The 20,619-nt window shown below is 44.9% G+C and carries 19 protein-coding genes; 10 read left to right on the top strand and 9 right to left on the bottom strand.

Going from position 1 to position 20,619, the window contains the following annotated elements; genetic code table 11:
• Positions 1–6: 6 nt before the first annotated feature.
• The 3 genes from AT864_RS15435 to AT864_RS15425 all read left to right on the top strand — a co-directional run bounded on the left by AT864_RS15435 (position 7) and on the right by AT864_RS15425 (position 3,334).
• Positions 7–921 (top strand): TetR/AcrR family transcriptional regulator, encoded by a 915-nt coding sequence (locus AT864_RS15435; RefSeq protein ID WP_066150499.1) that lies wholly within the window; start codon positions 7–9, stop codon positions 919–921.
• A gap of 87 nt (positions 922–1,008) precedes the next feature.
• Positions 1,009–2,610 carry an MDR family MFS transporter gene (locus AT864_RS15430; RefSeq protein WP_066150496.1) on the top strand — a complete coding sequence of 534 codons (1,602 nt, stop codon included), beginning with the start codon at positions 1,009–1,011 and terminating at the stop codon, positions 2,608–2,610.
• Between the two features lie 127 nt (positions 2,611–2,737).
• Positions 2,738–3,334, top strand: a complete 597-nt coding sequence (locus AT864_RS15425) for a TetR/AcrR family transcriptional regulator (RefSeq protein ID WP_066150493.1) — start codon at positions 2,738–2,740, stop codon at positions 3,332–3,334.
• Positions 3,335–3,656: 322 nt separating this feature from the next.
• Here the strand turns inward: AT864_RS15425 and AT864_RS15415 are convergent, their stop codons facing one another.
• From AT864_RS15415 to AT864_RS15395, 5 genes are all read right to left on the bottom strand, one after another.
• Entirely contained in the window at positions 3,657–5,312 is a 1,656-nt protein-coding gene (locus AT864_RS15415; RefSeq protein WP_066150487.1) for a hypothetical protein, read from the bottom strand.
• A gap of 447 nt (positions 5,313–5,759) precedes the next feature.
• Positions 5,760–6,095 (bottom strand): DUF779 domain-containing protein, encoded by a 336-nt coding sequence (locus tag AT864_RS15410; protein WP_044742418.1) that lies wholly within the window; start codon positions 6,093–6,095, stop codon positions 5,760–5,762.
• 93 nt (positions 6,096–6,188) lie between these two features.
• Positions 6,189–7,709 (bottom strand): aldehyde dehydrogenase, encoded by a 1,521-nt coding sequence (gene adh / locus AT864_RS15405; protein WP_044742419.1) that lies wholly within the window; start codon positions 7,707–7,709, stop codon positions 6,189–6,191.
• 197 nt (positions 7,710–7,906) lie between these two features.
• Positions 7,907–8,506, bottom strand: coding sequence for a VanZ family protein (locus AT864_RS15400; RefSeq protein ID WP_066150484.1), 600 nt, complete (start codon positions 8,504–8,506; stop codon positions 7,907–7,909).
• Positions 8,507–8,640: 134 nt separating this feature from the next.
• Positions 8,641–9,207 (bottom strand): hypothetical protein, encoded by a 567-nt coding sequence (locus AT864_RS15395; RefSeq protein WP_066150481.1) that lies wholly within the window; start codon positions 9,205–9,207, stop codon positions 8,641–8,643.
• 245 nt (positions 9,208–9,452) lie between these two features.
• Here AT864_RS15395 and AT864_RS18430 point away from each other — a divergent pair, with 245 nt between their 5' ends.
• The 5 genes from AT864_RS18430 to AT864_RS15370 all read left to right on the top strand — a co-directional run bounded on the left by AT864_RS18430 (position 9,453) and on the right by AT864_RS15370 (position 13,958).
• A complete protein-coding gene (locus AT864_RS18430; RefSeq protein ID WP_231734677.1) occupies positions 9,453–10,211 on the top strand; it encodes a competence protein ComK in 759 nt (252 codons plus the stop codon).
• A complete protein-coding gene (locus AT864_RS15385) occupies positions 10,093–10,527 on the top strand; it encodes a DUF1284 domain-containing protein (RefSeq protein ID WP_066150477.1) in 435 nt (144 codons plus the stop codon). Before AT864_RS18430 ends, AT864_RS15385 begins: the two co-directional genes overlap by 119 nt.
• A gap of 92 nt (positions 10,528–10,619) precedes the next feature.
• Positions 10,620–11,993 (top strand): aspartate kinase, encoded by a 1,374-nt coding sequence (locus AT864_RS15380; RefSeq protein WP_066150474.1) that lies wholly within the window; start codon positions 10,620–10,622, stop codon positions 11,991–11,993.
• A 380-nt stretch (positions 11,994–12,373) separates the two neighbouring features.
• On the top strand, positions 12,374–13,336 hold the full coding sequence (locus AT864_RS15375) for a processed acidic surface protein (RefSeq protein WP_066150471.1): 963 nt from the start codon (positions 12,374–12,376) through the stop codon (positions 13,334–13,336).
• A 1-nt stretch (position 13,337) separates the two neighbouring features.
• Complete coding sequence (locus AT864_RS15370) at positions 13,338–13,958, top strand: class D sortase (protein WP_156450555.1); 621 nt, start codon at positions 13,338–13,340, stop codon at positions 13,956–13,958.
• A gap of 6 nt (positions 13,959–13,964) precedes the next feature.
• Here the strand turns inward: AT864_RS15370 and AT864_RS15365 are convergent, their stop codons facing one another.
• Positions 13,965–14,426 (bottom strand): YwpF-like family protein, encoded by a 462-nt coding sequence (locus AT864_RS15365; RefSeq protein ID WP_044742424.1) that lies wholly within the window; start codon positions 14,424–14,426, stop codon positions 13,965–13,967.
• Positions 14,427–14,709: 283 nt separating this feature from the next.
• On the opposite strand from AT864_RS15365, the gene ssb reads away from it, so the two are divergent.
• Together ssb and AT864_RS15355 are read left to right on the top strand one after the other, a co-directional pair.
• Positions 14,710–15,054: a single-stranded DNA-binding protein gene (gene ssb / locus AT864_RS15360; protein WP_044742425.1), complete on the top strand. Its 345-nt coding sequence runs from the start codon at positions 14,710–14,712 to the stop codon at positions 15,052–15,054.
• 348 nt (positions 15,055–15,402) lie between these two features.
• Complete coding sequence (locus AT864_RS15355) at positions 15,403–15,897, top strand: hypothetical protein (protein ID WP_066150468.1); 495 nt, start codon at positions 15,403–15,405, stop codon at positions 15,895–15,897.
• Positions 15,898–16,056: 159 nt separating this feature from the next.
• Here AT864_RS15355 and AT864_RS18560 read toward each other — a convergent pair whose 3' ends face one another.
• From AT864_RS18560 to AT864_RS15345, 3 genes are read right to left on the bottom strand one after another with little or no spacing between them, the layout of a single operon-like run.
• Complete coding sequence (locus AT864_RS18560) at positions 16,057–16,191, bottom strand: hypothetical protein (protein ID WP_255357517.1); 135 nt, start codon at positions 16,189–16,191, stop codon at positions 16,057–16,059.
• Entirely contained in the window at positions 16,188–18,956 is a 2,769-nt protein-coding gene (locus AT864_RS15350) for a DEAD/DEAH box helicase (protein WP_066150465.1), read from the bottom strand. The genes AT864_RS18560 and AT864_RS15350 overlap by 4 nt, the downstream gene beginning before the upstream one ends.
• Positions 18,949–20,529 (bottom strand): hypothetical protein, encoded by a 1,581-nt coding sequence (locus AT864_RS15345; protein WP_066150462.1) that lies wholly within the window; start codon positions 20,527–20,529, stop codon positions 18,949–18,951. Before AT864_RS15345 ends, AT864_RS15350 begins: the two co-directional genes overlap by 8 nt.
• Between the last annotated feature and the right edge of the window lie 90 nt (positions 20,530–20,619).

Below are 20,619 nucleotides of genomic sequence, written 5' to 3'. Positions count from 1 at the left end.
ATAGGAATGACAAAGCAACGCAAGGTTGAATTTATTAAAACCGCGATGAAGCTGTTTGCTGAAAAGGGGTATTATTCCACTTCCATTCAAGATATTGTCGAAGCTTGGGGCATCTCTAAGGGAGCATTTTATCATCATTTTTCCTCAAAGGAAGAGTTGATGCTCTCGGTTGTCAAATACTATTTAGATCAGTTGTTTTCACAGTTTATCCATGCGAAGCACGAGGGAGAAGCGGAATCGGAAAGGGAATTGTTGATCAAACAACTCGAAGTACAGTTAGAAAGCATTCATTCACAGAAAGATTTTTTTCAGATGGTAGTGGCGGAGCAAATTCCCAAAATTAACGAGAACCTTCATAGCTATTTACGCATGCAGCGCTCCCGCATATTCAATTGGCATTGTCAACGGTTGATTGAGGTATATGGCCAAAAAGTAGAAAGATATGTGTATGACGTAGCCGCCATGTTAAGCGGCATTTTACGTGAATACACCTTTTATATGATGTTTCATCCGAATAGGTTTCAAGCAAAGGAAATTGCCGCGTTTATTGTCCGTCGGCTTGATGCGATTGTCATGCACTTTTCTGAACACGAGGAGCCGCTGTTAAAGCAAGAGATGGTTCACTCTTTTATGGAAATGGCTGAACAGGAAAAGCGTAAACGAAAAATGCAAATGATGGCTCAAATGGAAAGCTTAAAGAAAAAGCTATCGTCATTGTCGCTTGATAAAAAAACGTACCATCAGCTTCATTCCGCGCTGGATACGCTTGAGGCGGAATTTATGAATGAGCAATCAGCGCCGCGGGAATATGTGGTGAAAGGGATTTTATTATATATTGAAAGTCAGCAGATTCATCCGTTATGTGAAGCGCTTGATTCATTAAAAGAAGCCGTTCATGAATATATGGCCCAACATCATTAAAGTTCATATTCTGTTCATAAACATCAAGTACCATTGTTCATGAATATATGATATGACCTAACATCATGATAGAATAGGAGAGATACGATGTCAGACACAGCTATATTAAATGCGCCATCTGCGATTAAGCATCGCAATTTGTTAATTACAGGATTAATTATTGCGATGTTATTCGGTGCGCTTGATGGAACCATTGTTGGAACGGCCATGCCGCGCATTGTCGGTGAGCTTGGAGGGATTGGCCTGATGACATGGCTGACGACCGCTTATATGCTCACATCGACAGCGGTCGTGCCGATTGCCGGAAAATTGGCGGATTTATTAGGACGAAGAGTCGTTTATGTATCCGGATTGGTCATTTTTATGGTTGGTTCGGCACTTTGCGGGATGGCGCATCATATGACCGAATTGATTATTTATCGAGGCCTGCAAGGGATCGGCGGCGGAATTATGATGCCGATGGCCATGATTATCATCGGGGACTTGTTTACTGGAAAAGAGCGCGCCAAATGGCAAGGGGTGTTTGGCGGTTTATATGGCCTTGCCTCCATTTTAGGTCCGCAAGTGGGCGGATGGATTGTCGACCACATGAGCTGGGAATGGGTGTTTTATATCAACCTTCCTGTCGGGATTTTGGCGACGATTTTCATTGCGATGGGGCTAAATAAGCATCAAGCAATAGGGCCTGTCAAATTTGATATTGCCGGTATGTGTACGATGATTGTCGGCGTTGTCAGCTTGCTGTTGGCGTTAACGTTTGGCGGCGATAAGTATGAATGGACATCTTGGCAAATTATTGGTTTATTTGCTGTAGCCATCGTCTTTTTAACAGCGTTTGTGTTGGTTGAGAGAAAAGCCGAAGAACCGATTTTGCCGATGCATTTCTTTAAAAACCGGACATTTACGATATTGAATGGCCTTGGCTTTTTAATGAGTGTCGGCATGTTTGGCGCGATTATGTTCGTTCCGTTCTTCATGCAAGGGGTTGTCGGCGTGAGCGCGACGCAATCTGGTACCATTATGACTCCGATGATGATCACAATGATTGTCGGAAGCATTATTGGCGGTCGAATTGTTTATAAAATCGGAGTGAAACCGCAGCTCATCATTGGTATGCTCATCATGGCTTCCGGTTTTGGTCTGCTTAGTACAATGGATATCGGAACGACAAAATGGACAGCGACATTTTATATGATTGTGCTCGGATTAGGTGTCGGGCTAGTGATGCCACTTTTGACGTTGGCTCTGCAAGAAACCTTCCCGAAATCGGAAATCGGAGTCGTTACATCGTCAAGCCAATTTTTCCGCTCCATTGGCGGAACGTTCGGAATGACGATTTTAGGGGCGATTATGAATCATCGTTCAAGTCAGATTTTAGAAGAGCGCCTCATGCCAACTTTAACGGCGCTTCCGCCACAGGCGAAGGAAATGGCGGATAAATTTTCCCATATGATTCATGATAATCCACAGTCGCTGTATTCGATGTTGTTTAGTCCAGAGATGCTGGCGGGCATGCCTCAGCAAATGAAAGATGCGTTTATTCCTATTTTAAAGCATTCGCTCATCGAGTCGCTCCATTCCGTGTTTCTATTTGGTCTTGTGTTCATCGTATGTGGAGCTGCCTTGACATTAGCCTTGCGAAAAATCACCTTGTCGGATCAGCGCCAAAAAGAAAAAACGAGTGCATAATCGCACAGAAAAGGCGGGTTGTAGCCAAAGTCAACATGGGCTTTGACTACAGCCTTTTTACATTCCTTCATTTTTGCTAAAAATATTATAACACACTTGTATTAAAAAAACGTGATATAATATACGTATGCCCAAAATCGTGGATCATGAAAAACAGAGAAAGATGATTGCCGAAGCGACTTGGAGAGTCATTATGAGAGATGGATTGGAAAAAGCAACGGTTCGCAACATTGCAAAAGAGACAGGGATTTCAGTCGGTTCATTGCGGCATTACTTTGCCTCTCAGTCAGAGCTTTTAGCCTTTTCTATGCAGCTTGTCTCCGAACGGGTAAAAGAAAGAATGAGCGCCTTGCCTGTTTCCGGTCCGCCGCTTGAAGTGGTAAAACGTTTCCTATGCGAGCTTTTACCGCTCACTGATGAAACAAGAAAGGAAATGGAGGTGTGGTTGGCGTTTACTCAAAAGGCATTATGGGATAAGGAACTCCAGCCTTTAAGCAAACAAGTGTATGAGGAGCTTCGTTCTGGAATTCGATCGTTGCTTGAAGCATTGATTCGTCTTGGAGCAGTAAATCCTAATGTGCCAATTGAAATGGAAACAGAGCGTCTTTATGCGCTTATTGACGGCTTAGCCATGCATGGCATTATGCAGCCGCATCAGTTATCTTCTCAAGAAATCGAGGCGGTCATCGACTATCATTTACGTTCCATTTTTTATGAAGCATAAGAATATGGAACATGTTGAAGGAAAAAAGGGAGGCCTGTTCAAGCCTCCCTTTTTTGGGCTATGCTAAACACGCTGCGGAATGATCAACATGAAAATGCCGCTACTTTTCTTTTTGTATTTTTGTCTGATAGATCGATGCAACTGGACTTTTTAACATTCGACGGTTGGACGGCCGCCATTCATTTGTTCTGTAAGCGGCCTATTGTTCGGTCTTGCTTTGGCGTGACAAAGGTCAGTCTGTGGCTTGCCTCTGACCGTCAAAAATAGATTTGGCTTTTGCAGGGGAGCTATATGTGCCGTCAGAAAAGCACCCCATCATTTTTTAATAATCCGATACGTTTTTATAATCTTTCACCAAATCGCCGAATCCTCCTTCTTCAAGAGAAGCGATCACGGCTTTCGTCATCTCGATGTTGTGATTGACAAGGTATTGGGTTTTTGAAGTGATGAACCGATCGAAAACAGGGCTTCTCCCTGCCCCTACCTTTTCCAAATTCTTTTGGGCCTTCAATAAATCCTCTAATGTTAACAGCGGATAATCGGTGCCATGAAAAGTAAGGTCAGGATTTAACTGATACCATAAGTCTTTGTTGTCTTTAATCCATCTGTCTCCGATGTCTTCAATGCCCGTTTTAATATGTAACGCTGCTGTTAAATATGCTTCTTTTTTTGTTTCCAAATAGCTTTCTAGCAGGAAATTCATTTCTCCCAATGAATGATTTAAGGAAGCGTGAGTCTTTTTCTTTTGCGTGTTTCCGTAAAAATCACAAATAATATAGCCGTTCTCGGTTTGGATGTAGTTCTTTTTTTCCACCTGGTCTAATAAGTAATCAGCATAGAACAGAGCGATATCTTGGTACTCAGGAATGTTGAATAGCTTGCTGATCCGCTTTAAATAAATAGCGATATACTCGTTAAAGCGAGTATCATAATACGGAGCGGTAATTCCATAATTGTTTTTCAGCCACGTGCTCGTAATTTCAGTTGGAATTGGCTTGCCTAATTGAGCGCCATAATTTAATAAATTGGCCACTGAGTTCAGGATAAAGTCGTAAAAATATCTTTCTTTTGTTTTTTCATAGTGATCGGCATAGCGTCGATCATGGACAAGAGCAAAATATCGTCCGTATCCAAATTTAGTAGACGGTTCGATCGACCACGGCAGCTTGCCAAACGGCCCATCAGCGGTATACCATTTGTTAATTTTCTTATACTCTTTCAAGGTGTGCTTTTCCCATTCTTTAAAATTTTCCATGTTTTGAAAAAGCGGTTGGGAGGAGTATAAGAACCAGCTTTCCGATAAACTTTGCTTTTTGGCAACATGAGGCATATGAATGACAATGCGCTGCCCTTGTCCAGTGATTTTCGTTTCATCGGTTTCTTTTATTAATTCGCGCAATTGGCTTTTTCGCGTATCACTGTATTGTTTGACTAATGGCACGGAATTGTAATTTTTGCTAATGACCATATTCGCATAAGCATCATCGCCTTTGAGCTCAACGAGTCCATGCGGTGTCGATGTAGGGTCCACGCCTAAAGTGGAATCATGCTCATGCTTAATTTTTTCAGAATGAAAACGAGTCACTGTATAGTTTGTAAAAGGCTTCTTGAACGATAGGGAAAAGTCAATCGTACTAGGTCGCGTCGTTTCATTTTGAAACTTGGTAAATACAAACATATCGTTGTTCTCTAATTTTCGGACGGTAACAGTCAGTGTGCCATAATGACGCGAAAGCGCCGTGGATGAGAGCTGATAGACCGTAAAATAGTCTTGGGATTTAATGGATGATTTCGTGCCGCTTTTGATTTTTTTGAGACGGACGTCTTTGGCCTGAAGCTCAATATTTCCATCTGTGATCATCCCGTTTACTTGTATATGTAGAGTTTTGAAAAAAAAGAAATAGGCCAGTATACTAGCAGCTAATAAAAATAAAACTGCCGCCCCGATTACAGGCTTCCACCGTAATTTGTTGATCACGTTTTCCACTCCTTTTTTGCCAGCCTAAATGAAATGGTCGAACTTAGAAACTAGATCCATGCCACGTATGCCCATTTTTTTGGCGCTTCTTTTTTTGATAAAACATGTTGGATAGGTTGCCTGTTCATTAGCTTAAGCGAGGAGCTATGCCTTTGCGCTCATCATTTTCTATAAACATTGATTCTAGATGTCAGGATTGTCGAAATATGGAGTCAATAAAGCCACTCCCATTTTACAACATTTCTCATCAAATGGAAATTCCATATTTTTTGCTGAGGGCTTTTCTCACGCTTTTATATCGGAAGAAATAGGAAAATATAGAAGAGGTTCTAAGGAGGGGAAGGAGTGCTGGATATTCTCGAGGCAGATGAAGAGATCTGCTTGTTTGGCGGCATAAAAAAGAAGGACCATGCGGCCCTCTTAGTTTGGCAGGGTCTAGCGCGTTTTTTAGCCGAAGACCCGCGAGCGCGTTAAGAAGCGCACCCCTTCTGGGCCTTCAAGCGAAAACATGCCGCCGCGTCCGGGAACAACATCGATAATAAGCTGAGTGTGCTTCCAATATTCGTACTGCGCCGCCGAAATGTAGAACGGGCAGCCGCCGATTTCGCCAAGAAGCACATCTGAATCGCCGACGATCAACTCGCCTTGCGGATAACACATTGGAGAGCTACCATCGCAGCAGCCGCCAGATTGATGGAACATCAGCGGTCCATATTTCGCTTTTAGCTTTTCAATCAATTCTAGCGCCGCTTCCGTCGCTATCACTTTTGGCTGTTCGCCCATCATTTTTCCCTCCTTTCAAAAAAGGCAGCGCGCAAGCTGCACACTGCCTTGTTGAAATGTTTGCTTAGCCGTCGATCTTTACGGCGTTTTTTATTAAAAGAATCCAAGTTTTTGAGGCGAATAGCTGACAAGCAGATTTTTGGTTTGTTGATAATGCTCAAGCATCATTTTGTGCGTTTCGCGTCCGATACCGGACATTTTGTATCCGCCAAATGCAGCGTGAGCTGGGTAGGCGTGGTAGCAGTTCGTCCAGACGCGTCCAGCCTGAATGCCACGTCCAAAGCGGTAAGCAGTGTTGACGTCGCGCGTCCAAACACCAGCGCCAAGACCATACAATGTTTCATTGGCGATGGCGAGCGCTTCCTCTTTGTCTTTGAATGTCGTCACAGATACGACTGGTCCAAAAATTTCCTCTTGGAAAATGCGCATTTTATTGTGGCCTTTGAAAACGGTTGGTTTGACATAATATCCATTGCGTAATTCGCCTTCCAAGAAATTGCGCTCTCCCCCGATGAGCAGATCGGCTCCTTCCTGCTTTCCAATATCAATATAGGATAGGATTTTTTCTAGTTGCTCGGAAGACGCTTGAGCGCCGATCATTGTTTCGGTATCGAGCGGATTGCCTTGCTTAATTTGTTTGACTCGCTCTAACGCCCGCTCCATAAAGGTGTCATAAATGGATTCTTGAATGAGGGCGCGAGATGGGCATGTACACACTTCGCCCTGATTGAGAGCAAACATCGTAAAGCCTTCAAGCGCTTTATCAAAAAATTCATCGTCTTGTTCAGCCACATCGGCAAAGAAGATGTTTGGTGATTTGCCGCCAAGCTCAAGTGTAACTGGGATGATGTTTTGCGATGCGTATTGCATAATGAGCCGGCCCGTTGTTGTCTCGCCTGTGAATGCCACTTTGGCAATGCGAGGATTGGAGGCGAGCGGTTTTCCTGCTTCGAGCCCAAAGCCGTTGACAACGTTGACGACTCCTTTTGGCAGAAGATCTTCGATGAGTTCAATCAATACGAGGATGGATGTTGGTGTTTGTTCTGCTGGTTTTAATACGACGCAGTTTCCTGCTGCCAGTGCTGGTGCCAGCTTCCATGCCGCCATTAAAATCGGGAAATTCCAAGGGATGATTTGTCCGACGACCCCAAGCGGCTCTTTAAAGTGATAAGCAACTGTATCGTTGTCGATTTCTGCAAGCGATCCTTCTTGAGCGCGAATGCAGCCAGCAAAATAGCGGAAATGGTCAATGGCGAGCGGAATATCGGCCGCGAGTGTTTCGCGGACGGGCTTGCCGTTTTCCCACGTTTCGGCAACCGCCAGCATTTCCAGATTTTCTTCCATGCGGTCAGCAATTTTGTTTAAGATGCGGGCCCGTTCCGTGACCGATGTGCGGCCCCACGCTTCCTTTGCTTCATGGGCCGCGTCTAAAGCCAACTCGATATCAGCTGCTTTCGAACGAGGCACCTCGCAATACGGCTGTCCAGTCACTGGAGAAATGTTTTCGAAATATTCCCCGTCGACCGGAGGCACCCATTTGCCGCCAATAAAGTTTTCATAGCGTTTTTTAAACGTGATGAGAGAACCAGGGTGTCCAGGCTGAGTATAAATCATCCAAATTCCCCCTTTGTTTCTCTTATATGCGCTTACAAAGGAAGCGCATACAAAATATAGTGAAATTTCTCCCCAGGAAAATCATAGCATTATATGGGGAGGTTGTCAAAATAAAACGATGAATCTACACCCGATAACGATTATACTCACGGGTTTTGTAGAATATGACATAAAAGATGTGAACGACTCCCACTTCGCTAACGAGACAGGAATCTTTCGTTTTCATTTATTTCGTAAATATACTTCAAAAATGGGTTTAATTTAATATTCAGTTTATGTATCCATGCTTTGAAAAGGATCATGAACGCTTGAAAGAGGCCGTATCCTAAAATGGCACCAGAGAAATTGAATAGGACATCGTTCATATCGACGTATTTAAAAGTAAATCCAACGATTAATGCGATGATTAATTGTAAGCATTCCAGACAAATTCCTAATAAAACTCCTAATAACGCGATCCGTTTGCAATTAACCTTTGCAATAAAAGGAATACCAAATCCAAAAGGGATCGTTAATAAAATGTTGAGAAGCGATGTTTTCATATCTTCTTTATGGAGGTTAAACGGTATAAAATTAGCATCTCTCCATACATTTTGCCCGATTTCCTTTTTCATTTCAGGATCTAAAATAATCGGAAATTGAGTATAGTTTAATACATTGCATAGGTGAATGTAGAATAGGGAAAAGAAAATAAGGTAAAGATTCGTTTTTTTAAATTTCCATTTAAGTAATACAATAAGAAATCCCCATAATAAGACGGCTCCTATCAGAATCGATCCGTCAAAATCAATTAACATAGCTCATGGCTCCCCTCTAAAATGAACTAGGGAGTCTAAAAAAATAGACATCCCCAGTTTAATCGTTTAATTGAAGACTGTTCCACTACCTTTGCATACAACATATAAAAAAGACTGACACACGGTCAGCCTTTCTAATAGGTCAGTTCCAGCCCCTCCAAAAGAAGCGTCGCATATGCGCCGCTCAAATGATGGAAGGCTTCCAGCATGTCTTTTGGATCAACGGTGAAAAAGTTTTTCATAATCTCTTGGTTTTGCTCATGGATAAAGCTGAAAATAAAATCAGTTTTGATGCGATTGGCCAATAAAATAGCGCAATATGACCGTTCAAGCTGCATTTTGCGCTCGTGCTCCTCCAGCTGTGAGAAATGGGAAGCATATCGGTCAATAAGAGTCGGAAGCTGGTCTTGAATGCGGGCCTGCGCTTCTTCCATCATCGCTTCAACAGCAGCCGTCGTCGGAAACGCTTGATTGGTTAAAATCGTTTGCAAAACATTTTGCAGTGCATAGGTCGATTCTGTCGCAAAAGCCACATTTCCAAGCAGCAGTTGCATATATTCCTCTTCATGTCCAGCGTCAATTCTCATTTTCATAATCACTTCAAGCACATCGGAGTGGATTTTTTCTTTCGTCCAGCTGCCGATAAGCTGCTGCATCAACGCAGATAACACTTGTGATAGTTCTTCTTTTGTTACTTCCATCCATGGGTCCCTGCCTTGTTCTTGTATATAGTGATGTACATCTAGCATGCCATTATTGGCAATGGAAAGTCAATAGAGAGCCTGGTGAGGAGGAAAAATTTTGCCGGAATGATAAAAATTATTTTTAAATTTGTAATTTTTTGTATAATAAAGATGGAGGTGGTCATAATCGATGAGATTTCTTTGTTCGAAAATCGAACATACGTACTAAATTTGGATGATTATCAATATAGGGGGAACTTGGAGTGAAAAGGCACTATGAAATCGTGGAAGATACGCAAGCACTTGAGCCGTTCTACAATGAGTACGGCCAATTATGCACCATTGTCCATGAAACCAATGCGACGTATATAGTAGAAAAGTCGCCGTTAAAAATTGTCGAGCATAGCTGCACCTACTATGGATGCGGCTACGAAGGACGATTGGAGGCAGCGAAGCTTATTTTAGGACTCAAGCAAATGGTTCCCATTTGTGTTTGTACTTCTTTGCGATTATATATGATCCCCACTTGCTCCCCGGAAAGCGATAAATGCTTTTGGCTCGCTCTGCGCCATATTCACGGTATTGAGCGGTACAAGCAGAAGCAGGCAAAGGTCATTCTCTCCAAAGGATCATCTCTGATTCTTGATGTGCATCGCGATACACTTGAAGCGAGGCGGGCCAAAGCGACTTTGCTGTTTTTCACGCTTGAGACGCGTTGCGGCATTTATAAAATCATCGAACAAAAATTCCCATTGTGGCGGTTTTTTTTAGGCGTCCGCCGAGAGGACTTCGGTTTCCAAGTGCGGCGCAGACCGGGGCGACTTCTGACGATCTCGTACATCAAGTCCAAGTTTCGGCGTATAATGAAAGGGATATCGAAAATGGGGGAGGGGGAAGACGAATATGAAGCCATTGCGGCTAAGAGGACATCATTTATTATGCGTCCATGGATTCCGCGGCATGGGATACAGCCCGTCGTTTGTGGAAAAAATGAAAGAGATTGTGAAGGAAATCCGCAATGAAGAAAAAGATTTCCCGATTCAAGTGGTGGTGGCGCTCGATGAAGCGTGCTCCGCCTGTCCGCATCATGGAGAGTCGACATGCCAAGCTTCTCCTCGTTCCAATGACCATGTGGTCGCGATGGATCGAAGAGTGATCAAGCATTTAGGGCTTGAAGAAAATAAGATTTATTGGAAATCAGAGCTTTTGCAGCGGACCGCTGCCCGAGTGCGTCCAGACGATTTAGATCACTTATGCGCCAATTGCTCATGGCTTCCGTATGGCGTATGCAAAGAGGGCATTGCCAACGTACGCGCGGGAAATATTCAACAAAAATGAATGAATTATCAGAAATTAATGCTTCTCCTTCGGAAAAAATGTGGTATGATAACAAAATATAAATAATCTTTAAACAGAGAGGGTTATGGAAGATGAAAGTAGCAAAATTCGGGGGAAGCTCTGTGGCGAGCGCCGAGCAGTTCCGCAAGGTGGCAGGCATTATCCAATCCGATCAGCAACGGCGCATCATCGTTGTATCAGCCCCAGGAAAGCGGTATAAAGCCGATACAAAGGTGACCGACTTACTGATTCGCTTGGCGGAAGCCGTTATGAGAGGAAACGAATACGACAGCTTGATTGAAGCCGTTGTCGAGAGATATGCGGATATCGCTAGGGGCTTGGAACTGCAAGCATCGGAGGTTATAGAGCAAATGAAAGCCGACTTGCAGCAAAAAATCGCTGCCTATCATGATGACCATCTCCGTTTGCTTGATGCGCTCAAGGCGAGCGGCGAAGACCATAATGCCCGATTAATGGCCTTTTACTTGCGGAGCCTTGGCATGGAAGCGCGTTATGTAAGTCCGCGTGAAGCCGGCATTTTTGTAACGGATGAGCCCGGCAATGCCCAAATTCTGCAGGATTCCTATGAAAAGCTGAGCAAGCTGAAGCAATGCTCAAATATTGTCGTGATCCCCGGATTTTTCGGCTATTCATTAACAGGACATATTGTCACATTCCCGCGCGGCGGTTCAGATATTACTGGTTCGATCGTAGCCGCTGGAGCCGGCGCCGATGTGTATGAAAACTTTACAGATGTGGACTCCATTTATTGTGTCAATCCGTCGATGGTCGAAAATCCACGGCAATTGCGGGAAATTACCTATCGTGAAATGCGAGAGCTATCTTATTCGGGATTTTCGGTATTTCATGATGAAGCGCTCGAGCCAGTATATAAAGCAGGAATTCCGGTATGCGTCAAAAACACCAACAACCCGGAGGCCCCCGGAACTTGGATTGTCGCCAAGCGGAACCACCGGAATGTGCCAGTTGCCGGCATCGCCAGTGATACAGGTTTTTGCAGCGTTAACGTAAGCAAATATTTAATGAACCGCGAAATCGGATTTGGCCGGAAGCTGCTGCAAATTCTAGAGGACGAAGGCATCTCGTACGAACACGCGCCATCTGGAATTGATAACATGTCGGTCATTTTGCGTGCCAATCAGCTGCAGGGAGAAAAAGAGCAGCGGATTATGGATCGGATTCAAACGGAGCTAAAGGTTGATGAGATTCATATTGAATATGGCTTGGCGCTCATTATGGTGGTCGGAGAGGGAATGGAGCGCGCTGTCGGGGTCGCGGCCAAAGCGACAGCGGCGTTTGCCCAAGCGCAGATTAATATTGAAATGATTAACCAAGGCTCTTCTGAAGTAAGCATGATGTTTGGCGTGAAGGAAGAAGCGGTAAATAAAGCTGTCCGTGCCCTGTACGACGCATATTTTGCGCCCGTATATGCACAAAAAGAATAGACGAAAGACAAAACCATCCATCTCTTTCTAGTTTTTTGAAGATGGATGGTTTTTATTATGGTTCACGAATGCGAGAGCCCTGCCGAGAATCATAACCAGCATGGCATCCGCTTTGTCCGGGCATTTTCAAAATGGCCTTCCTCTTTCCTCTAGCTGTTGCGCTTGTGACTTATGTAGCTGACATGTCCATTCAATCAGGAGTTCATATAAGGGAGCGGCGAAGACGTGCTGCTGGTAAATGCCCCCCCTTTTCTAAATCCACTTCTCACAAACAAAGAAGCTTTTTCATGTTTGAAAAAATAAAAGATAGTAAATACATAAGAGTATGCATAATGGAAAATAATACTATCGTATGAATTTTTTTAAGGGAGGAACAAGCGTTGAAAAAGTTTCTTTGGGTCATCGTTTTCTGCTTTTTTATTGGTATAGACGGATTTGGACAGCCAGCTGCAGCGCAAGTGAACGAGAAAGAAGTACAACCGTACATAAGCAGCTTTGGATGGACGATGAATGATTTACAACAGTATTTAAGTGATTATGACAAGACGCTGGCGGATTTTGCGACGGTGGATGAACTGAAGCAATGGCTCGGAACGCCGATTACGGAGGAGCAATTAAATGAATTGCTTGTGCGCCATAAACTAACAAAAGAGGAGCTAGAAGCATTGCTCGGTCAATTCGGGGAGACGTTGCAGGATTATACGTTTATTGAGGATTTGGATGCGGCGGTTCATTTTTATTTGCATCATGATGCGGCGATGCAGCAAATCAATGATATGCTCTCTGCGATCGGATTTACTGAACAAGAGGCGAACCGCTTGTTTGACCATATCATGGCGCTTGATGAAAAAGCTCTGGCCGAGAAAATGAAAAAGCTGGACGCGAGAATGGAGCGGTTTCTCAATATAGAGGATCCGACGAAGCTGAAGAAGCAACAAAAAGAGGAGCTGCTCTCTATTTGGGAGGACATGCTGGCAACGTTAGAAATCCATCCTGTATTTTATTTAGTGAATGGTCAAAAGGAAGAAATATCCTATCAGAAACTGCTGGATATGAACACGCTGGGAGGCCGCGATTTGCTTGTTGAACTTCGCAACTCTCAAGGAGAGATCTTGGCGGATATGCAGCTGTCTGAAGAAATGCTCAAATCAGGGTATATCCTTCATGCCGGGGAAAATCTGATTCACGCTGGGGAAATCGGCGGTGAAATGAAAGCGAAAATGCAGGGCGAAAAAATGCCGAATACGGCCTCGCCATATATGGAGAATATGCTGCTTGGTCTGATGATGATTCTGCTTGGAGCCGTGATGTATTGGCGGAAGCGGGAGAGAACGGTGAAATAAGATGAGAAAAGCGAGGTATAGGAAATATGTAGCCATTGGCTGGATGATAGCGGGAAGCATGGTGGCCGCATGGAATGGGTATGCGTATTGGGAAGGATACCGTGCCGTTCAGCCCATCGCTACAGAGTCTAAACCCATCTCTAAGCCCGTCATCTCATCTGTCGAGACAAAGACAGGTCAGCCGGAGCCGAAGCTGGATGAGCACATGGGGACCTTGTTTATTCCTAAGCTTCATATTTCGATCCCCATTTATCATGGAGCGACAGAACAGCAGCTTCGCAAAGGGGTCGGGCATTATCCAAAAAGCGCTTTACCTGGCGAAGAAGGCAATGTCGTGCTATCCGGCCACCGCGACACGGTATTTCGCCGCTTAGGAAGCGTGGGAAAGAATGACGAGCTGATTGTCCAAACGAAAGCTGGCGAGTTTATTTATCGGGTGAAAAAGGTGCGCATTGTTTCGGAAAACGACCGTACGGTGCTTGTGGAGAAGCCGCGGCCGACGCTAACGGTAACGACTTGCTATCCCTTTGATTTTATCGGAAATGCCAAACAGCGGTATGTTCTTGTGGCGGATTTCATTTCGCCATCAGCCAGCCGAAAAGAGCAACAAAAAAAGGGCTAGAATCATCTAGCCCTTTGTTGCTTGATCCACTTTTACAGGTTCGCGCCACTTCATGCCGCGGCGCTCATGAAGCTCATGCTTAAATTCCTTCAGCAGCGCTTCACCCTGCAATCCTTTTTCAACAAGCCCGGCAAGCACAATCTCTGCCAAATCTGTTCGATTACGGATCATAAGTCCTTCCATGAGCACACTAATATGCTCCTTCATCGATGTAACAGAATGAATGGTTGCAAGCATATAAGCTGGATCATTGCCGGTGTGGGAAATGGTCACTTCGAGGCGAACTTCATCTTGAGAACGTTGGAGTTTTGCGAATAGTGGTTCATATTGTTTATCTATATATGTTTCAACGAGCCATCGGTTTCTGCCATCTTCCTTATTGATGATGAGCCCGTCAATGAGTGGAATTTGCTGGCGATGTAGATGATCGTCAATGACCTGAACCCCCACAAGCTTGAAGGTTTTCATTTTATCACCTCGTCAATGTTGTCTCAAACAAGATTATAACACAATCATATTGGAAAAAGAAAATGAACAAACGGGATTGATCAACAAGCTTCACACGAAAAAAGATAAAAAAATGAAAAAAATTGAATTTTTTTGTCGTTTTTTGCATCATTAGAAAATAGTCTTATCGATATTTTGTGAAAAAGTAAATAAAAAAATTCAAAAGTCGCTATTTTACGGATCAAACTGCCATGATTTATGCTAGAAATGCGGCCAATATATAATGATAGAAGGGAGGAATGGAATGATTAACCAGGTCGTGTTAGTCGGCCGTTTGACGAAAGATCCAGAACTTCGCTATACGGCAGATGGGGCAGCGATGGCGAATGTGACGCTGGCCGTAAGCCGCAGCTTCCGCAATACGGACGGTGAAATTGATACAGATTTTATTCATTGCAAGCTATGGCGAAAAATAGCGGAGAACACGGCTCATTATTGCCGCAAAGGCTCGATTATTGGCGTCATGGGCCGCATTCAAACACGAAATTACGAAAATCAAGCGGGAAAACGTGTATATGTGACCGAGATTATTGCCGAGTCTGTTCGTTTTATGGGCGGCAAGGCCGCCGTATGGAACACGCAAGAGTAATCCCGTCTAAAAATGGATCCTCTTATTTTCCCCATAAACAGAAAGATGATGTCCTCATCTAACGGTTTTCCTCGATTCGTCCCCTCACATATTGGCCAGCCGCATATGGTTGGCCCTTTTTCCATCATGAGAGCTGCCTCTTATTAGGAGATTGTCGTTCAAACAAAATTTGTTCGATAGAGGCCATCTCAACTTTCAGCAAGCAAATGGAGGCCTGTCAATCAAACTCAGCTGAAGGATAGATAGTCCCATTATATTTGGTCCGTTTACGTTTTATGAATGAAGCTGTACAAGGGATTTCGAAAAAAACCTGCTGACTGAAAGATTTTTAAGGAAAGGAGGATGTTTGTGAATCTTTATCTAGCTGATATTGCCGTGCATGAAAAAAAGCAAAGCAAGCGCTGTGAGCCCTCGTGCCGCGTGTTTATTCGAGAAATCAATAGCGCCTGGTCTTTGCCGTTTCATTCAAGGCCGGCCCATCGTTTTTCTTATTCGCTCTCGCTGTTAAAGAGGGAGACGAACACGACCGCGGAGCTTTGCCACGGACAATGGCTGCGCGTGATTCAGTGCCAAGAAAATGCGCGTGTGCATCTTCTGTTCAAATCGGTCGATCATCGCTATATGTTCGCCGTTGCCCTTCATTTAAAAACAAGAACGGTTTCCGTTGTGTCCTACGAATGGAGCGACGTGCAGCGAAAGCATGTCCGTCTCTGTGCTCATGAGCTTCTTGCGATCGAACGCCAGCTAATTTTTCAGATTCTACAAACCTTTTATATTTACCGAAAGCAGCAGATATCGTATTTGGCGATGTTCCGGCCGGAGCCGAGGCAGCCGTCGGGATGATGGAGCTATCCTTTGATCCTATCAGACGAGCCCGGCATGCTGGCTGCTTCTCTATTTTCTTTTGCTGCATATCTTATCCATATACTATATCATATTTCATGCCCCCGTTGTTCGTGTGGATGAATGAACGATATCCATGCGGCGCAAAAATGAAATCGATCATCTGAGGCTGCTGTTTGTTTGCTGGCTGTGTTGCTGGCGGCTGGCTATTTTTTTCGCCATTTGCTCACGCAGTTTTTCCCAAGCCGTTTGCTTGCTTGCTTCCTTTGTTTTCTTTCTCCGTGTGTTTTTCATGATCGTTCCGCTCCTTTATGAACCATGGCTGGCAAAATCAATAGCTCCCGTAGTTCTTCATTAGAAAGCTCGGTGATCCATGCTTCGCTTTGGATAATTTCGTTATTCAGCGCTTGCTTGCGCTCAATCATTTCATCGATTTTTTCTTCTAGCGTGCCAACCGTAATCAGTTTGTGAACATGAACAAACCGCTTTTGGCCAATGCGGTAAGCGCGGTCTGTCGCTTGATTTTCGACAGCGGGATTCCACCAACGGTCGAAGTGGATCACGTGGTTGGCCGCGGTTAAGTTTAATCCGATGCCTCCAGCCTTTAAGGATAAAATGAACATATGAAAGGCACCTTGTTGAAATTGCTCAATCATGCGGTCGCGTTCCGCTTTCGGGACGCTGCCGTTTAAAAAGAGCGCTTGTTCGTGAAAATGGGAAGAGATCAACTGTTGAATCATCCGCCCCATTTCGATATATTGCGTAAAAATTAAGCAGCTTTCTCCGCGCTCACGGATTTGCTCGATAAGCTCCAGTAATTTTTCCAATTTGCGGGAGCGTGCTAAAAGGTTGGCCGGATTGGCTTCTTTTAAATACAGGGCCGGGTGGTTGCATAGCTGTTTCAGACGGTTTAGCATTTGCAAAATAAGGCCGCGCCGTTCAAATCGGTCTGCTTTTTCGATGTCGGCCAGCGTCTGCTGAACAAGCTCTTCATAAAGAGACGCCTGTTCGGCCGTCAACGGGCAATATTCTTTTTGTTCAAGCTTATCAGGAAGGTCAAGAGCGATCGCTTCATCGGTTTTCGTACGCCGCAATAAAAACGGGCGGATCAAATTTTGCAGCACCGCCACTTTTTGGGCATCCCGTTCCTTTTCAATAGGGATGGCAAAGCGGCGTTGAAATTGCCTTTGGCTGCCTAAATAACCGGGATTGATAAAATGAAAAACGCTCCACAGCTCGCTTAGCCTGTTTTCCATCGGCGTGCCGGAAAGGGCGATTTTATGACGGCCGATGAATGTTCGAATTGCGCATGCTTGTTTCGTATCGGCGTTCTTAATGTTTTGGGCCTCATCTAAACAGATGGTGTCCCATTCAATGGATTTTAGCTCGTCGCTGTCAAGATGAGCCAAGCTGTACGAGGTGAGGACGAGATCGGCCCGCTTGACCGCGGCAACGAACGCTTCTTTCTTTGCGCGGTTTGAGCCATGATGAATATAGATGTTTAAAGACGGGGCAAACCGCTCGCATTCTTTTTGCCAATTACCGATCACGCTCGTTGGGCAAATGAGCAGAGACGGCTGTTGATTGGCCTCATGCTTCTGCACGTATGTCCAGTAAGCGAGCATTTGCACCGTTTTACCAAGCCCCATATCGTCTGCCAGACAAGCGCCAAGACGAAAGCGACGCAAAAAGAGCAGCCAGTCGACACCACGCTGCTGGTATGGCCGCAGTGTTCCTTTAAATGAATGAGGAATGGAAACCGATGGAATACGGTCAATGTTTGTCAGCTTGCTTACAAGCGTTTGAAAACTGCGATTTAGCTCAATGGCAAACCGACGGAGCTCGCCGGTCTCTTCGGATGTTTCGCTTTGTGTTTGTTGTACGAAGGCTTCCTGTAGAATGTCGCGAATGGCCACTCCTTCTTCTCGCGCTTTTTTCATTAAAGACTGTACGTGCTGAATCAGCTTAGGATCAAGCTGAATCCAACGTCCGTGCACTTGCATGAGGCGACGCTTTTGCGCGACAAGCTGGTCGAACTCCTCTTCACTAAGCTCCACACCGTTTGTGGCAATTTTCCAATCAAAATCGACAAGTGCATCCAGTCCTAATAGTGACGGATTGGATGATGGAGAAGACTTCACTTTTGCTTTTAGCGTGAGGCGTGTCTGTTTGACCGCTTCCCACCAAGAAGGCAATAAAATGCGCACGCCGGCTTCTACGAGCTGTTCGCTTGCCTCCGATAAAAAGCGCCATGCTTGTTCATCATCCAAATCAACCAAAAACCCGCCGTTTTCATCGGCAAGCCAAGGTACGACTTTCATCCAGAGGCGATAGGCGCGCTGAATGGCTTGTTCGTGCTCCCGCCATCCATCTGGCCACTCCATGGACTTGTGCCAGACGAGCGCTTCCGTTTCATCATGAGCAACGAGCACCGTTTCTAGAGACCAATGGGAGAAATCCTCCATCGGCTCGGTAAGGCGCAGCGCTACCATAAAAGGAGGACGCTGGCCATTCCAGCCAATTTCATACAGCCAGTCGTCTTCATTGGTGAGCCAATAGGGGATATGGCTGGTAGTGAGCGGATAGGTGCGAACAATTTCCTCCCATGTTTCGTTTAGCTCGCGGTCGCGTCTGATCCACTCATTGATCGCAAGCGCCCGCCATTTTATTAAAAAGCGATCTTCATCAGCTCCATCCTTCCGTTTCCAACCGAATCCGCCTTTTTTCCATGCGGAAAAATCGGGCATGAGGCGCATTTCGCAAATATCGTCCATCATTTCTTGCGCCCACTGTCGCCAAGTAGACAAGCTTTCGCTCCACTCAAGCGGAGCCAGCTCATTTTCAGGGGAAAGTGCAAAAAAAGTAGCCGCTTCCCATGGAGAAAGCAAAACTCCTTCCTCATGGCCTATTTTGGCACTCGACAAAAGCGTGCCGTAAAAGCTTTCCTCATGCCAAGAAAAAGCGATCGTTTGCCAAAGATTCAAAGGGACGTTGCTGTAGAGGAAAAAAGCTTCTTCCTCATCAAGCCATCGTCCCATAAGTGTAATGGTCTTAATCATTCAGCAACTTTCCTTTCTGCATTTCTTCATAAAACGCTCGCATCCGCTTCGTTTCGGCCAACAATCGCTCACGGTATTCGAGCCATATATGATATTTGCCCAATGACCGGTAATAGGAGCGCAGCTTTTTTAAATATTTAACGGCGCGTTTATAAGCTTGGCGATTTTTCATTTGAATCATTTTTTGTACGCCGTGATGGTAAAGCGGCAGCAATAATGAACGATCGCTCTTTTCGATCTCGGCCAAAAACGAGCGGTGGATATCTTCAATTTCCATATTGGCGATGAGATGCAAATCGACCCATTTTTTATATTGGCCGCTTGCCATGAGAAAATGGCTGTAATCATAGGCGCTATATGGAAGCAGCTTTTGCAGCATCCTCTCGTAGTAGGTTCCATCTCCAGTAGTCTCTGTATAGTGTTCCAATAGATGGAGCACTTCTCTGATAATTTGCGTTCTATTATGATGAGAGATGGTCTCGAGCGAAGCGACAGCATCTAGGCACAGCGGCCACCACGCCTTCATCCGCGTCCACTGTCGAGTATGGGAAAGCTCCCGAAGCCAAAACAGCAAATACGAAACAACCGGCATATCAGACTGTTTGAGAAACGCGAATGCTTCTCCATCATGACGGCGCAAAAAGGCGAGATGGGCTAAAGCGATCAGGCTTTCCTTCTTTGAAGAGGGATGCTCTAGCTTCGGCTGCAGCTTCTCTTGCTCATGCTCCGTAGATAATCCGCCTTGAACGAGCATGTTCCATACGGTTTGATACACGCGAATGCGCAAGTCCGGCAAATTTGGACCGGTAAATAAGAGAGAATGCACATATTCTTGAGTTTCTTTCAGCAGTGTGGAATAGGCTGCTGGTATGGACATGCTGGCAAGAGATGCGCATTTATTGTGAATGACGCTTACGAAGTCAGAAGTGGCTGCTTCCCAATAGGAGCGATGGTAGGAATATCGCTGAAACCGTTCGCTATATTCGATCAGCTGCTCAAAGGTAAACAGTGCAGCGTGAAGATGATAAAGCTGTTTTTCAACGGACAAATCAGGAGCTTTATCGAGCAGTGATGGAAAAAAACGGTCGCATAAATGATGGGCGAACCAATAGTCAATCATGCGATAATGAGTTAAAAAGCGGTGATAAGCCTGTTCAAATTGTTCCCGCCAACTGCTCGATGAACCTGACGGCTTTCCGCTTTGGCTGGCTTTGGCCAGCTTAATCGATGGTTGTCTTTGAGTCCACGTTCGGACCAGTTCTCCGACGGGGCCGACATTTGCGTATAAATAAAAAAAGAGCGCCAATCTGTGCGAGCATATAGGAGCTGCTCCGCATTCGCAGCGGCCTTGTGAAAGATCAGTAAAATGAAGCGTTAATTGGTGTACCTTTTCGTCTAATACGTGAGCGTGCACCGTTTGAGAATCGAGTAAATGAGCGTTATAGACGAAGCCTTCTCGATAAAGCTTCAATCCTTTTTTTAAATCGGCTTCGTGCAAAGGAAAGGCTATTTCTCGTTGGAGCTGGCGGGCCGTTTCCTCCAGCGCCGCTTTCGACAGACTTGTTTGCAGCAACTGTTCTCATCCTTTCCCGAATCGTTTCTATTCTTTCATTCTAATTGCTTTTCTCGTCATTTATACAAGAATTATAACAAAAGTCTCCTT

Origin of the sequence: Anoxybacillus sp. P3H1B (assembly GCF_001560855.1) — a bacterium.
Classification (GTDB): domain Bacteria; phylum Bacillota; class Bacilli; order Bacillales; family Anoxybacillaceae; genus Anoxybacteroides; species Anoxybacteroides rupiense.
Note: the sequence above shows the minus strand (reverse complement) of the source record. Positions and strands in the feature narration are given on the sequence as shown.